Here is a 16,294-nt window from a genome sequence, read left to right as displayed (position 1 = left end):
TCATTATATATCTTATTGCATTAATAATCGCTCTAATATCGTGTTTTCTTGGCCTTCCTATTGCCCCTTGTGCAACGTATGGCTCTAGTATTTCCCATTCTTTGTCACTTATGTCACTTGGATACATTTTTTTACCTCTTAATTCTACATTTGCTTTAGTATATTTATCTTTTCATTTCTTTTCAAGACATCTTCTCAGATCTTCCAGAGAGCTGTGCTGACATAGATTGGTATATTGGTAATCCAGATTACATAGGTAAAGGTATTGGTACGCAAGCTTTGAGTATATTCTTAAATGAATTTGTCTTTGAAGATTTTAAAAACGTTTCTGTTGACTCTGATACAGCAAACATAGGCGCAATTCGTATTTATGAAAGGGTGGGGTTTAAGAAGGTCAGGGAAAACAATAACATAACTTTGATGGTCAAGCCAAGTTTTTAAACTAAAAGACTATGAATCACCTATAATTGATGCACTTAAGTTGTTTTCAGTAAACAGATCTAAAATAATATTAGGTATTCTTCCATCAACTATATGGGCAATTCCAGCACACTCTTCTACCATTTTAGTGCATGCTATAAATCTATTGATAAGCGTTTCTCCTTTGATTTTTCCACTATTAATTGATGCATTTAGATTTTTAACAGATATCTTTCTATCACTAATTTCATTTATTTCTTCGTCTGTATCACTAAAGATTATCATTTTAGATGCAGAAACTGTAATCGCTATTACGCTTGCAACACTATCAGCATCAATATGATACGTCTCTCCGTCTTTTCCATAGCCTATTGGTGCAATAACTGGTATAAAATCTGACTCTTCAAGAAAGAACAATATGTCAGGATTTATTTCAATTGGTCTACCTATAAATCCAATATCTAGTATTTTCTCAATATTGCTTGATTCATTTTTTTTGAGCGTGGCAGTTATTTTTTCTGCTTTTATTAAGTTGCCATCTTTTCCACATAATCCAATAGCTGAGCCGCCTACAGAGTTTATATGTTCAACTATCTTTTTGTTGAGTGACCCGCATAGTGCCATTTCAATGATTTGTATGGTTTCTTTATCTGTCAGTCTAATGTTGTTAACAAACTTGCTTTCTGTACCTAGTGTTTTCAACAATGAGTTAATTTCACATTCCCCATCGTGAACTATTATAGGATTTATACCTAACTGTTTTAATAAAACAATATTACGCACAAAAGCGTTCAATAGTATTTCGTCTGACATGGCTATGCCACCATATTTTATAACGAAAGTTTCTCCTACAAAATTAGGTATATTAGGCAGAACCTCTAGTAATATTTTTGCCTTTTCTTGGAATGTTGTTAAGTCTTTCATCTTCTGATTATAATTTGTATCATTGTATAAATTTGAAAATTTCATTTCTTAAATTCTTTAATTCACATCTTATACGTACACTTACCGTATTTATTTGGTGAGCTAGTATACCTTCACCATGCATCCACTTCTGTATGCTTTCTTGCACTGCATTTAAATCTTTCTGATTCACTTTATCTGCTTTTGTTAATACAACACTAAAGTTTATATTATTATATGTTAACCAACAAATGAAGTCTTTGTCTATTTCTTTCAATCCTATTCGTCCATCTATTAACACAAAAACTCTTTTGAGATTTCTTCTTTGGGTTAAGTAGTATTCAATTAAACTTAAATATTGTGCTATTTCTTCTTTTCCTGCAGAGGAATAACCATATCCTGGTAAATCAACAAACCTGAACTTATTATTGTGCATAGAATAAAAATTTATTTGCCTAGTACACCCAGGTTTCGAAGAAACTCGAGCAGCTTTTTTACTGTTTACTAGCAAGTTAATCAAGCTGGATTTTCCTACATTTGACCTACCAGCAAACGCTATTTCTGGTACCAATTCATCAGGTAATGACTTTGTGTTCGAAGCGCCAAATATAAAGTCACAATTCGATGTTATTTGTTTTGCCATAGGAAAAGTATTCAAGGTGATAAGTATAGTATAATGTTATTACTTGATATGAGGAACTTTTTATTTCAATATATTATAGCTTGAAGTGTGTTGTATGGATATAGAAAATAATCTGCAGGATTTAAAAAGAAAATTTTATGACGTAGAAAAGAGGTTGGGAAATCCTGCTGATTTGAGTCAAAAAGAATTTATTAATCTTTCTAAGGAATATTCTGAATTAAAGCCTATCATTCAAGTGATAGATGAATATCAGGCATTACAAGAGGATATTTCAGATTTAGATAAAATAGTAAAGGATGAGAGTATTGAACATGACATTAGAGAATTAGCAAAAGAGGAATTTTTTGCCAAGCACAAAGTGTTATTACCAAAAGTAAAAGACAGGTTAAAGTTAGCCCTATTGCCAAAGGATGCAGATGATTCAAGAAATGTCATATTAGAAATTAGAGCTGGCACAGGTGGTGAAGAAGCAGCATTATTTGCCGCTAATCTATATCGTATGTATCAAAAATATGCAGAAAGAAGAAACTGGAAATTTGAACCAATTAGCATCTCCAACACTGGTATAGGTGGATATAAAGAAGCTTCGGCGTTAATTAATGGCACAGAAGTGTTTGCGAGGCTGAAATTTGAATCAGGAGTGCATAGAGTGCAGAGAGTACCAGAAACTGAGTCTTCAGGCAGGTTGCATACTTCTGCCGCTACTGTGGCAATACTGCCTGAAGTAGAAGAAGTTGATTTCAAGATAGAAGAGAAAGATTTACGAATAGATGTGTATAGATCCAGTGGACCTGGAGGGCAATCGGTGAATACAACTGATAGCGCAGTGAGAATTACACATTTGCCAACAGGAATGGTTGTAATACAACAAGATGAGAAATCACAGCATAAGAACAAAGCTAAGGCACTTAAAGTCTTGAGAGCGAGATTGTATGAAATTGAAAGACAAAAAAAAGAAACAGAGCGATCGCAGATAAGAAAAAGTCAAATAGGTTCTGGAGATCGCTCTGAGCGCATAAGAACATATAACTTTCCACAATCAAGAATTACGGATCATAGAATTCATTTAACTTCATACAAGTTAGACCAAATTATGAAAGAAGGTGAGTTAGATGAATTTATTGAAGCTCTAATTGCACGCAATGAAGCAGAGAGATTAGCCGGAGAAAGTTAAATATGGATGTGAGAGTAGGGGGATGGAAGTGTTAAATAAAGTTAGATGTATGAGCTTTACTTATGGACTAGCCACTAAAATCACATATGCTAATTGTCCTGAAGTCGGATAGTTGCTCTGTAAAACTCGGGCCTGTAATGATTACTATGCCATTCTGCTTGGAACGTATTGTAATGAGGTTAATCACTAAATCGTATGCTGTATTATCAAGGTTACAAAATGGTTCATCTATGAACCAAATGTTAGCATTAGAAACTAAAAGACGAGCAAGCGCAACCCTTCTTTTCCAACCTGCAGAAAGCTCACTATATCTGATGTTTAGTACAGGTTGTAACTGCAAACAACAGGCAGCTGCTATAATTAATTCTTTTGTACTACGTATTCCTGCCCAAAATTCTATGTTTTGCATGACAGTGAGATTGTCCTTACAAGCATTTTTATGTCCTATATATGCCATAGCGGATGTATAGAGTTTAGGGTCTTCATATATATCATTACCATGATACTTAATATTACCAGATGTAGGTGGTAGTAGCCCACATAAACTTCTGATGAGGGTAGTTTTACCACTACCATTTTGTCCGGTGATTAAAATTTTAGATTGTGGCTCAGCCTTAAAACTGAGATTTTTAAATAATGTTTTATTATTGCGAGTACAGGATAAATTTTTACATTCAAGCATAAATTATCTACCTTTGCCCTTGTCTTTGCTTTTGGTTGAAGATTGTGCTTCAACAAATAATTGCCAAAATCCCTTTTGACCACCTTCACTTTTTATTAACTGTGCAAAACGTAGCATGAGGCCTCCATTCTGCATAACCATTTTTGTCCATTTACCTAATGGTTTTGCAATATCTACTATCTCTAAATCTTCTTTGTAGATTTGCTTTATGTCGTCTTGTGTTACATCATTGTCAATCTCTTGTTCTAGTGTTTGCTTACGCTCTTTTTGCTTATCTTTTTTGTATAGCTTATTATTTTTTTTATCTTCTTCTGTGGTAGTTTTTTTTGTAACTATAATACGTTTCTTACGTACTTTCCTAAAAAAAAGAAATATTATTATGATAGTGAGTAGTGCTACGCTAGAGAAGATGATCTGTGTTAATAGCATCTCGTGTTGATTTTTAGTTATTATACCACAATTATAGAAAATTTGCAATTTCTAGTGCAATACTCTCAATTGTATAATTACATAGTAAAATTAGAGTAAACTTGACCTCTAATTGAGAAACTTGAAATAAAACTGCTGTTAAAATCAAGTTTCCAAAGAGGTCCAGTAAATAGCATATTTAACTCAATATTGTCGAATTTTCCTTCACATTATCTCTTAACTCCTTTTCATCGTAAAACTCAATGTTAAAATACTTTTCATAGTCATCCATATCATTACGTAAAGCAAGAGTTCTAACTTTATTCATAATTAAACCTGTACCAGCAGGAATTAATCTACCTACTATGACATTTTCTTTTAACCCAATCAACAGATCATCCTTGCCACAGAAAGCAGCTTCTGTTAGCACCTTTGTTGTTTCTTGGAAAGAGGCAGCAGAAATAAATGAATTAGTTTCAAGACTTGCCCTAGTAATTCCCTGCAAGATAGGTAAGTAATCAGCAGGTCGAGTACCAGAATTAATCATAGCATTGTTTTCTCTATCAACTTCTAATTTATCAATGCTTTCACCAACTAAGTACATAGTATCACCCGGATCAGTAATTTCTACTTTTTGTAGCATTTGCTTTAAAATCACTTCTAAATGTTTATTATCTATGCGGATACCTTGGAATCTATAAACTTGCTGTATTTCAGAAATCATATAATGCGCTAAGGCTTCCAGCCCCAATACACGCAAGATATCATGAAGATCAGGATCACCATCCATCAATAGATCACCTTTGCGAACAAAATCACCTTCATTCACTATAACATGCTTACTTCTAGATACTAAATATTCCGTTGGAGGAATTTGATTATCAACAGGCCTAATTAATATACTGCGTTTTCCTCTGCGATCTTTTTCAGAAAAGGTTACATGACCATCTATTTCACTAACAATTGCATGTTCTTTTGGACGTCGTGCTTCAAATAGTTCTATAACTCTCGGCAAACCACCAGTAATATCACGAGTTTTAACTGACTCTCTTGGCGTTCTTGTAATCACATCACCAGCATAAACTTTTTGCCCATCTTGCACATTTAATACTGCACCTATTGGTATAAAATAACACGCTTCAACACCACTAGCTAATGTAATTACTTCACCATTATCATCAAGTAGAACTATACGAGGACGTAAATTAGCTCCACCAGAATGCAACTTCCAGTCTTTTACTACTTTGCTTGATATTCCCGTAGATTCATCCATTACTTCAGTAATTGAAATGCCATCTTTTAAGTCTCGATAAGACACTGTACCTGTCTTTTCTGTAATGATAGGCAATGTATATGGATCCCATTCAGCCACCTTATCACCAATTTTTACTGACTCACCTTCAGCTACATAAAACTTAGCACCGTAAGGTATGTTATACCTTAACTTTTCACTACCTAAACTATCAACCAATATAACTTCACAAGAACGGCTGACAACAATTTTATCTCCATTCTTATCAACAATTAAATTACTGTTGTTTAACTTTATTTTAGCATTAATTGAAGCGACAATATTAGAAGATTCAACGCTTCTTGTTACTACACCACCTGTATGGAATGTACGCATAGTTAATTGTGTACCTGGCTCCCCAACAGATTGTGCAGCTATTACACCAATCGCTTCACCTATTGACACAACTTTACCAGTTGCAAGGTCTCTTCCATAACATAAAGCACATAGACCTGGACTTACTTCACAGGTCAAAGGAGATCTAATTTTTATAACGTCAAGTCCTGCAATATTAATTTGTTTAACCTTATCTTCATCAATTAATTCTCCCGATGTTACCAATAGTTCTTTTGTTACTGGATTATATATATCGTTTGCAGCCACTCTGCCTAGAACAACACTTTCTAAAGATGCAACTATAGTACCATCTTCCACTGTAGCCCTAACAACCAATCCATTCTTTGTTCTACAATCATGCTGTGTAACAATACAATTTTGTGACACGTCCACTAAACGGCGAGTTAGGTATCCAGAATTTGCAGTTTTAAGTGCAGTGTCAGCTAAGCCTTTACGAGCACCATGAGTAGAATTAAAGTACTCAAATACATTTAATCCTTCGCGGAAGTTAGAGATGATAGGTGTTTCTATAACTTCACCTGAAGGCTTAGTCATTACTCCACGCATTCCTGCTAACTGTTTCATTTGTGAAGTAGAACCCCTTGCTCCAGAATTGATCATCATATACACTGAGTTATACTTACTACTTTTATCATATACCGACATTGCCTTTAACATGTCATTAGCTATCATATCTGTACATTTTAACCACTCGTCTATGACTTTATTATATCTCTCACTTCTAGTGATCAACCCGTCTTGATACTGCACAGAGAATTTCTTGATCTCGTTTCTTGCATGATCAACATGTATAGCTTTAGTTTCAGGTATAACCAAATCATAACGACCAAAAGAAGCGCCAGAAAACGTAGCATACTCAAAACCAAGTACCATTAATTTATCACAAAACACTACCGTAGCACTCTGACCACAATTACGATATACTAAGTCAACTATATTAGTTATTTCCTTAACTGTTAGTATATGATTTATTAAATCAAAGCTTAAGTTCTTATGTTGAGGTAGAATTTGCCATAATATCAAGCGACCAGGAGTTGTGCGAACAGTTTTATGGTAAATCTCTCCATCATTATTAATATATTCCATTCTATATTTTATATTAGAATGAATGTGTAAAATACCACTATTCAAAGAATGTTCAATATCACAAAAACTACCAAAATGTGCTAAACCATCTTCATTATCAACGAGCTCTTGTAAAGAGAGGTAGTATATACCAAGTACTATATCCTTACTAGGAACTATTACTGGTCTACCATTGGAAGGACTTAAAACATTACTGGTTGACATCATCAACACTCTGGCTTCAAGCTGAGCTTCCAATGAAATTGGTACATGCACTGCCATTTGATCACCATCAAAATCGGCATTATACGCTGCACAAACAAGTGGATGAAGTTGTATAGCTTTACCTTCAATGAGTATTGGCTCAAAAGCTTGAATACCGAGCCTATGTAAGGTAGGTGCTCTGTTCAGTAAAACAGGGTGCTCTTTTATTACCTCTTCCAACATATCCCAAACTTCTGGCTTTTCTGCTCTTATTAGTTTACTAGCAAATTTGATAGTCGGGGCAATACCATACATCTTAAGCTTTGAGTAAACAAAAGGCTTAAATAATTCAAGAGCCATTCTTTTTGGTAATCCACATTGATTTAACTTCAAAGTTGGACCAACAACTATCACAGAACGTCCTGAGTAATCTACTCTCTTACCTAAAAGATTCTGACGAAAACGACCTTGCTTTCCTTTCAGCATATCACTAATGGATTTTTTATACCCGACAGTACCAGCTTTGTTTGGCAGGGTATTACGACGGCTATTATCGAAAAGAGAGTCAACAGCTTCTTGCAACATCCTTTTTTCATTACGAATCATAATCTCAGGAGGATTTAAGCTTAACAACTTCCTCAATCGATTATTTCTATTAATGATAGTCCTATAGTGGTGATTCAAATCAGAAACTGCAGGACGACCACTTTCAAGTGAAACCAAAGGACGTAAATCAGGCGGCAGAATAGGTATTGTTGTAAGTATCATCCATTCAGGTTTGTTCCCAGACTTTATAAAATTTTCAACAATACGTAATCTCTTTATAATTTTCTTTCTTTTTATTTCAGAAACAACAGACTCCAGCTCTAATCTCAAATTTCTTCTAATTTCAGGTAAATCCAAGCGTGTCAATAATTCCCTTATAGCTTCAACACCTTGCATAGCTATAAAGCCATCACTTCCATAATTATCATTAGCCTCGTTATAAGCCTTTTCACTGATAATCTCACATTTTTCAAAAGGAGAAATAAGAGGATCTATTACAATATAATTATCGCTATATAAAACATTTTCAATGTCCCTGAGTGATATGTCTAATAACGCTCCAATTCTTGAAGGAAGAGATTTTAAAAACCATATATGTGCAACAGGTGATGCAAGGTCTATATGACCCATCCTTTCTCTTCTTACTTTAGAGGATGTAACTTCTACTCCACATTTTTCGCATATACGTCCTCTATGCCTTCTCTTTTTATACTTTCCGCATAAACATTCATCATCATTAACAGGACCAAAAATCTTAGGACAAAATAACCCACCCTTTTCAACTTTGAATGTACGGTAATTTGCGGTTGAAACGTCCTTTACTTCACCATAAGACATGGATCTTATACTTTCAGGGCTAGCAATTGATATACAAATTTTATCAAAAGATTGTGCAATATTAGTGTGAGACATATCCTGAATAGCTACGTCATTTTGCTTTAAAACTACGTTAAGGCATAAAGAATTCAACTCTTTTATCATTACATTAAAAGATTCAGGAATTCCGCATTCAAAATTGCTATCGCCTTTTATTATTGATTCGTAAATCTTAACCCTACCATTAATATCATCAGACTTTACAGTTAACATCTCTTGCAATGTGTAAGCAGCACCGTATGCCTGTAATGCCCAACATTCCATTTCACCAAAACGTTGGCCACCGAAGTGTGATTTTCCTCCAAGAGGTTGCTGAGTGACTAAGCTGTAAGGTCCCACTGAACGTGCATGAATCTTATCATCAACTAAGTGATGCAATTTAAGCATATACATATAACCCACCGTAATTTTACGGTCAAATTTTTCACCAGTACGGCCATCATATAACTCAGATTGTCCAGAATCATCCAGACCAGCAAGTTTAAATAATTCTGTTATTTGTTCGTCTTTTGGACCCTCAAATACAGGTGCTGCAATAGGTACTCCATTACGCAATTCATATGCAAATTCAATCAAGTTGTTTTTATGCATACTACGAATATTGTTACATACAGATGCATTATTTCCATAATTGTAAATTTTCATAAGAAAATCACGCAAATCACTGCATACATTGTCATGTTGATTCAAGTAAGTTTTTACTAATTCATCATTGCTTTCAGGTGCATTTAAAACAGCTGATATTATTTCACCATCGAGAATATCTTCAATTTCTTTTGCATTATTTTTAAGATATAGTTCTCTAAACTCGCTATCATCAAGAGCTCTAACTTCCTTACAAAAAGTATTATTTATTGTACGAATCTTATCAAGAATATTACCTACTTTTTCTCCTAATTTCTTACAAGCCCAACCAACATGGCTTTCAAGTATCTGTCCTACATTCATTCTCGAAGGAACACCAAGAGGATTAAGAATGATATCAACAGGTGTACCATCTTCTAAGTAAGGCATATCTTCAACTGACACTACTCGAGAAATAACACCCTTATTCCCGTGTCTACCAGACATTTTATCTCCTGGTTGTAGACTATGTTTTACGGCAATAAAAACTTTTACCACCATAGACACGCCCTGTGGTAAGTCATAACCTTCACTTAATTTTCCTACTTTTTGCTCAAATTGTGTTATGACACTTGATATTTTTTCATCAAAATCTCTTTTTAAATTCTTAACTTGTTCTGAAATAGACGGATGCTTTAACCCTATATCCCACCATTGTTGGCGCTCAATAGAGTCTAATTTTTCTTGAAGACCCGAAGTAACAATAAGTTTTTGCAACTCATCATAAAAATACTCACTAGTAACATTGATTGTATAATTTCGCTCTGCCTCAAAATCACTAACTTCTTTTTGCTTAATAAGCTGTGCTCTTTCAATTTCCTCAACTCCCCTACGGGTGAAGACTTGTACATCTATCACTGTACCTTCAACATCCGGAGATGTATATAAGGATGAGTCCGAACAATCAAATGACTTCTCGCCAAAAATTGTCATCAACAGCTTTGTTTCAGGAGGTAATGAAAGAGAAGGTTTAGGAGTTACTTTTCCTACAAGAATATAACCAGGACCAACTCTTGTACCAACTTTTACTATACCACTATCATCTAAGTGATATAGATTTTCTTCATTAACATCAGGTATAGCACGAGTTATTTTTTCTGATCCCAAAGGAGTGTCATGTACAGTACATTCAAATTCCTCTATATGAACAGAAGTGAAGAGATCTTTCTTCACTACTTCACTTGAAATAATGATAGAATCTTCAAAATTGTATCCCTGCCAAGACATAAAAGCAACTAGCAAATTTTTACCAAGAGCAAGCTCTCCTTTATTAATTGCAGGACCATCAACAATAACATCGCCTTCTTTCACGTGATCACCCACACGCACTAAAGGTCTTTGATTGATACAGGTGTTATGGTTAGAACGTTGGAATTTTCTTAAATGATAAATGTCTAAACCAAGGTAATTAGCCTTTTCTTTGTCAAAAGCGCGAATAACTACCGAGTTGCTATCAGCACTATCAACTATACCATCACGTTTAGCCAACACTACTGCGCCAGAACCTGTTGCTGCAAAAGACTCCATACCAGTAGCAACTACTGGAGCTGTAGGCTTTAATAAAGGTACAGCCTGTCGTTGCATATTAGAACCCATTAATGCTCTATTAGCATCATCATTTTCCAAAAAGGGAATTAAAGAAGCTGCAACTGATATTACCTGTTTTGGGGATACGTCTATGTAGCTGACTTGATCACTACTTATCATCACAAAGCTACCAGCATATCTACAATATAGCATGTCATCAACAAAACAGTTATTTTCATCAAGCTTTGCACTAGTGTCAGCTATGTAACATAGACCTTCATCTATAGCAGACAGGTACTCAATTTGATCAGTTACTACTCTATTAACTACTTTTCTATAGGGGCTTTCAATAAAACCATACTTATTGATACGTGCATATATAGCTAAACTATTAATTAGCCCTATATTTTGTCCTTCAGGAGTTTCAATAGGACAAATTCTTCCATAGTGCGTTGGATGAACATCACGCACTTCAAATCCTGCCCGCTCTCTAGTTAAACCTCCAGGGCCTAATGCGGATAATCTTCTTTTATGCGTTATTTCTGATAATGGATTAGTTTGATCCATAAATTGAGATAATTGAGAAGAATTAAAAAAATCTCTCAAGACATTGGTTAACACTTTTGGATTAATAAAATCAGCTGGAGAAACTTTCTCTAAATTAGAAGTTGACATGTAATCAACCATCACACGCTCTAACTTTAATAATCCAGCTCTAAATTGATTTTCTATAAACTCTCCAACTGACCTTACTCTTCTATTTCCTAAGTGATCAATATCGTCTATAGATCCCTGTCCATCACGCAATAATACTATTTTTCTTACAACTTCGATAATATCTTCATGTGTTAAAACAGTTAATTCTTCATCATAATTTAACCCAAGATAAGAGTTAAGTTTTAACCTACCAATATTTGATAAGTCATAATATTCTGGATTGAAAAAAAGATTATGAAAAAAATCTTCTACTATTTCTAAAACAGGAACTTCACCAGGACGTAAAACTCTATATATCTCATACAGGGCATCCTGATAAGATGTACCCTTCTCCAAAAAGAGCGTATTTAATATATAAGGCCCAACGGATAAATTATCTACATTTAATACAGATATTTCATTAATAGATAACAACTGGAATTTTTTTACATCTTCAGGTTTTATAGGCTCACCAGCAGATAAAATTTTTGTCGAACTAGCTTCATCTACTAGATCTTCTGCAAGAAATAAGCCGCATATAGAATCAAGAGGCACTAGATGCTCTCTTAATCCATCATCATGGAATTTTTTAGCTAATCTAGAAGTAATACGGACGTTAGCCTTAAGTAATATATTGCCATTGATATCTGCTAAATCAAAAGGTAACCTCACTCCCTTAAACTTATCAGGAATAAAAGGTACTTTCCAGCCATCTTGATACTTTACATACTGTATTTTTTTATAAAATTTATCAAGTATATCATTATTAGATAGCCCTAATGCTTTAAGCAAGACTGAAATTGGTAATTTCCTTTTTCTATCAATTCGAAAATACAAAAGGTCTTTGACATCAAATTCAATGTCGAGCCAAGAGCCTCTATAAGGAATGATTCTAGCAGAATAAATCAATTTACCAGAATTATATGTTTTTCCTTTGTCACTATCAAAAAATACGCCAGGAGACCTATGCATTTGCGAAACAGTAACTTTTTCTACACCGTTAATAATAAAAGTACCCTTGTCAGTCATTAAAGGTAAATCACATACACGCACTTCTTGCTCTTCTATATGTTTTACAACTTTTGCAAGCTCAGAAGCATCTGTAATAGATCTATACTTATCTAAAGCAACACCTTCTTGCATGATAACAAGACGTATACAAGCAATAACCTGTGCAGAATAAGTTATACCACGCTTTACACACTCAGACTCATCATATTTAGGATGATCAATCCTACATCTTATAAATTCAAGAGTAGCTCTATGCAAAGGATCATTTACTGGAAAAATTGCATGAAAAATAGCCTCAAGCCTTTGATTACTTCCACTTTGCGGAGTAAATGAATCATACGATTCTTTTTGAACTTTTACTAAATCCAACAAAGAATCTTTTAAATCAATAGACCTAGCATATGAAATCCTAGGAGTAGAAACATTAGAATTACAAACATTTAAAGAATCAGACATTACAATACCCCAAACTAACCAAAAGAGCTACACTAATACAACAAAAGCACTATTCAAGCTCTACTTTAGTTGCTCCGGCATCAATAAGCTTCTGCTTTATTTTTTCTGCCTCATCCTTAGGAACATTAGCAGTTAAATCTTTTGGTAAAGATTCAACTAATTCCTTTGCTTCCTTTAAACCCAGCGTAGAATTAACTTCTCTAATAGCTTTGATAACTGCTATTTTTTTACTAGAATCAATTTCTTTGATTACAACCTTGTATTCGCTTTTTTCCTGAGCAGCAGGAGCGGAATCTCCACTAACAGCTGCACCAGTGCTAGCAGCTCCAGCAATAAAAGAACCTGCAGGTAATCCCACCTTTTCTTCAAGAACCTTCACAAGCTCAGCAGCTTCTAATAGATTTAAAGATAATATTTTATCAACCAAATCATTTGTTACATTACTCATAATTACCACCTTAGTTAACAACAAATTTATTTTTTAGAACTATAATAATCTAATACTCTCATCAACCTCATAAAAGGTGAATTAACAGATAATGCTAATCGAGCAGGAATATTATAAGATATTAAACGCATAATTTTAATACGCAACTCATCCAAAGAAGGTAAGCTAGCCAATTTATCAACATCCTCTGCTGCCAATAATTGATTTGAATGTGCTGCACAAACGACAGACATTTTATCTTTATTGGCTTTAATGAAATCAACAACTAGCTTTGCAGCTTCCACTACATTTTCAGAATATACAACAGCTACAGGGCCAGAAAATTTACTCGATAAATAAGAAAACTTATCTGCCCTTTCTAAAGCCAAACGTGCCAAAGTATTTTTTACCACTAAAAAACCACCCCCTACAGACTTTAGACTATTCCTCAGACTTACGGACTCACCGGCATTTATGCATGCAAAATTTATTAATATTAAGAAATCATTATTCAAAAATACATCCTTTATATTCTGTATAAATTCATCCTTATCTTCTCGCTTCACTATATCACCCCTTTAAATTACATCTTCTACTTTACTTATTTTGTAGGCTTTGCCCATAGTTGAATTTAAAAAAATACTTTTAAAGTAAACTCCTTTTACAGAAACAGGCTTATTGTCTTTAATTACTTTAAGAAAGGCTTTTAAATTTTCCAGCAAATCATCAATGCTAAATTTAACACTTCCTAACTTGCCGTGAATAATACCATTCTTATCAGTTCTAAATCTCACCTGACCAGATTTAATCATTTTCACCGTATCTTCTACATTAGAAGTAACAGTACCAAACTTAGGGTTAGGCATCAACCCTTTAGAACCTAGTACCTTTGCAATAGAAGTAATCTTAGGCATAAAATCAGGAGTGGTTACACACCAATCAACATCTAACTTTTTACCTTTTTTTATTTCTTCAATTAAATCTTCTCCACCTATAATATCAGCGCCAGCTTTTTCAGCTTCTAGTAAATATTTACCTTGAGAAAAAACAGCCACTTTAATATATTTTCCAGTACCTTTAGGCAAAATTGCTATACCACGAACTTGCTCTTCAGACTTACGTGAATCCACACCTAAGTTAACTGCAATATCTACTGATTCATCAAATTTTGCTGGAGCAGACCCAATAATTTTTTCTAAACATTGTCTAACTTCACCACTACACATACTTATTAACCTTCTATAATTTCTATACCCATAGATTTAGCAGTTCCAATAATCATTTTCACTGCCGAATCCTCTTTATCTACTTTCATATCAGCCATTTTACACTTTGCTATTTTGATTATAGCAGACATAGGTAATTTTGCTACCAATTCTTTTCCCGGATTGCTAGAACTTTTACTCAAATTAGCTTCTTTCTTGAGTAAATAAGATACAGGAGGGCCACTCACAGTAAGATCATGAGTGCGATCGTCTCTTATGGAAACTCGTGCAGTTACCATATCACCTATTTTATAATTATCATTAGCAATACTGGTTGCTTTGTTAAAAGCTTCACAAAATTTGGGAACAGGTATGCCACGTGGACCAAGAACTGAAGCAATCTTAGGACCAGGAACTGCTTTACCAGCTTCCATCAATAAGTTAATTTTAGCGATTATCTTAGCCATAATTAATCCTCTACCTTTTCTATTTGATTTAAATCGAACTCTATCACTGTAGGTTTACCTAAAATTGATACTTCCACGCTAACAACTTTTGCTTCATCATTTACCATCTCTATTTTACCAATAAAATTTTGAAAAAGGCCACCATTAATTTTGACTTTTTCACCTTTTTCATAACCATAACTCAACTTTTTATTTTCCTGAGCACTATAAAGTGCACTACACATTGAGTTAATTTCGTTATCTGAAACTATTTTTGGAACGTTACCATCTTTTAAAAAACCATAAACCTTCAGGGATTTTGGAATACTATTAATAAAATTTAACACTTCATCACACAAATTAACATATAAAAAAACATAACCAGGAAAACACTTTCTTCGTGTGGCAACCTTCTTAGCCCTTAATTCTGCCTCACTTAGCTCTTCATATGGAATAAAAATCTCCTTAAAATAGTCACTAACACCTAATCTAGCAGAGCTTTCTAGCATATGCTGTCGTACTTTTTCTTCATAATTAGAAGCAACTCTAAGAATATACCACTTATACCTATCAAATTCTTTACGCTTCAAATTTACTTCATCATCTGAAACAACTTCAAGCTCATCATTAGACATTATTCCATCTAAAATATTTTTGCTTTCATCACACAGGTACATACACACATATACTTCAAATAATTCTCCCGTATCAGACTTCAAGCTATATATGGTCTGATGAGGAGTAAATACTTCCTTAAAATAAACAGTACTATCTACTAATTCACGTATATTTTTTTCACAATCATAATTAACTTTTATGATATACCACTGATATTCATATGTCATAAACAATCCCAAATAAAGCTCTAACCGCGTAAAGGGATATAAAATCCACAAAGCAAAAGAAGACCGAAAAGCATAGTATAACAATCATTACAACAAATAGAGATGAAAGTACTTCCCGTCTTTTTACCCAGGAAATTTTTCTTACCTCTTGCTTTATATCATCAAAAAAAATACGTAACTTTTTTAACATTTTCACCACAACATTAATGCAGGAGCGATAGGAATTGAACCCACAACCTCTGGTTTTGGAGACCAGCGCTCTACCAATTGAGCTACACTCCTATAAACCACCTTACTCTAAAATCTCAGAAACGACACCAGAACCCACGGTTCTGCCACCTTCCCTTATTGCAAAACGCAATCCCTTATCCATAGCTATTGGAGACTGCAAATCTACTTCTATACTTACATTATCTCCTGGCATTACCATTTCTTTGCCATCCAACAACTTTATACTACCTGTCACATCCGTTGTTCTTAAATAGAAC

Annotated in this window: 13 protein-coding genes, 1 tRNA gene and 1 pseudogene; 2 read left to right on the top strand and 13 right to left on the bottom strand. The window is 34.1% G+C overall.

All coding sequences use genetic code 11. The features are described 5' to 3' along the window. Positions 1 to 198 precede the first annotated feature (198 nt). Positions 199 to 441 (top strand): annotated as a pseudogene (locus tag IC220_RS03450) (GNAT family N-acetyltransferase); the annotation flags it as partial. Between the two features lie 9 nt (positions 442 to 450). Here the strand turns inward: IC220_RS03450 and argB are convergent. Both argB and yihA read right to left on the bottom strand, forming a co-directional pair. Next, positions 451 to 1,389, bottom strand: coding sequence for an acetylglutamate kinase (argB, locus tag IC220_RS03445; RefSeq protein WP_188153188.1), 939 nt, complete (start codon positions 1,387 to 1,389; stop codon positions 451 to 453). Further along, the gene (yihA, locus tag IC220_RS03440) at positions 1,364 to 1,966 is read right to left on the bottom strand and encodes a ribosome biogenesis GTP-binding protein YihA/YsxC (protein WP_188153187.1); all 603 of its coding nucleotides are present in this window, start codon (positions 1,964 to 1,966) and stop codon (positions 1,364 to 1,366) included. The genes argB and yihA overlap by 26 nt, the downstream gene beginning before the upstream one ends. Positions 1,967 to 2,060: 94 nt before the next feature. Between yihA and prfA the strand changes: the two genes are divergently transcribed. Next, a complete protein-coding gene (gene prfA / locus IC220_RS03435) occupies positions 2,061 to 3,140 on the top strand; it encodes a peptide chain release factor 1 (protein ID WP_188153186.1) in 1,080 nt (359 codons plus the stop codon). Positions 3,141 to 3,207: 67 nt separating this feature from the next. Here prfA and ccmA read toward each other — a convergent pair whose 3' ends face one another. From ccmA to IC220_RS03380, 11 genes are all read right to left on the bottom strand, one after another. Beyond that, entirely contained in the window at positions 3,208 to 3,822 is a 615-nt protein-coding gene (ccmA, locus tag IC220_RS03430; RefSeq protein WP_188153185.1) for a heme ABC exporter ATP-binding protein CcmA, read from the bottom strand. 3 nt (positions 3,823 to 3,825) lie between these two features. After that, the gene (locus tag IC220_RS03425) at positions 3,826 to 4,251 is read right to left on the bottom strand and encodes a hypothetical protein (RefSeq protein ID WP_188153184.1); all 426 of its coding nucleotides are present in this window, start codon (positions 4,249 to 4,251) and stop codon (positions 3,826 to 3,828) included. Positions 4,252 to 4,429: 178 nt separating this feature from the next. Then, on the bottom strand, positions 4,430 to 12,883 hold the full coding sequence (locus IC220_RS03420; RefSeq protein ID WP_188153183.1) for a DNA-directed RNA polymerase subunit beta/beta': 8,454 nt from the start codon (positions 12,881 to 12,883) through the stop codon (positions 4,430 to 4,432). 49 nt (positions 12,884 to 12,932) lie between these two features. Next, on the bottom strand, positions 12,933 to 13,331 hold the full coding sequence (gene rplL / locus IC220_RS03415) for a 50S ribosomal protein L7/L12 (RefSeq protein WP_188153182.1): 399 nt from the start codon (positions 13,329 to 13,331) through the stop codon (positions 12,933 to 12,935). Between the two features lie 26 nt (positions 13,332 to 13,357). Next, the gene (rplJ, locus tag IC220_RS03410; RefSeq protein ID WP_188153181.1) at positions 13,358 to 13,876 is read right to left on the bottom strand and encodes a 50S ribosomal protein L10; all 519 of its coding nucleotides are present in this window, start codon (positions 13,874 to 13,876) and stop codon (positions 13,358 to 13,360) included. A gap of 12 nt (positions 13,877 to 13,888) precedes the next feature. Next, complete coding sequence (gene rplA / locus IC220_RS03405; protein WP_188153180.1) at positions 13,889 to 14,536, bottom strand: 50S ribosomal protein L1; 648 nt, start codon at positions 14,534 to 14,536, stop codon at positions 13,889 to 13,891. 5 nt (positions 14,537 to 14,541) lie between these two features. Continuing rightward, positions 14,542 to 14,982, bottom strand: coding sequence for an uL11 family ribosomal protein (locus IC220_RS03400; protein WP_188153179.1), 441 nt, complete (start codon positions 14,980 to 14,982; stop codon positions 14,542 to 14,544). Between the two features lie 2 nt (positions 14,983 to 14,984). Continuing rightward, positions 14,985 to 15,806, bottom strand: coding sequence for a transcription termination/antitermination protein NusG (gene nusG, locus IC220_RS03395; protein WP_188153178.1), 822 nt, complete (start codon positions 15,804 to 15,806; stop codon positions 14,985 to 14,987). Beyond that, complete coding sequence (secE, locus tag IC220_RS03390) at positions 15,796 to 15,996, bottom strand: preprotein translocase subunit SecE (protein WP_223158757.1); 201 nt, start codon at positions 15,994 to 15,996, stop codon at positions 15,796 to 15,798. The genes nusG and secE overlap by 11 nt, the downstream gene beginning before the upstream one ends. A 19-nt stretch (positions 15,997 to 16,015) precedes the next feature. Beyond that, a tRNA-Trp gene (locus IC220_RS03385) sits at positions 16,016 to 16,088 on the bottom strand. Positions 16,089 to 16,098: 10 nt separating this feature from the next. After that, a partial coding sequence (locus IC220_RS03380; RefSeq protein WP_458695327.1) for an EF-Tu C-terminal domain-related protein occupies positions 16,099 to 16,294 on the bottom strand: 196 nt, incomplete at its 5' end.

Origin of the sequence: Wolbachia endosymbiont of Pentalonia nigronervosa (genome assembly GCF_014534705.1) — a bacterium.
Lineage (GTDB): Bacteria > Pseudomonadota > Alphaproteobacteria > Rickettsiales > Anaplasmataceae > Wolbachia.
The sequence above is the reverse complement of the archived record's forward strand: the minus strand, read 5'-3'. Positions and strand labels throughout refer to the sequence as shown.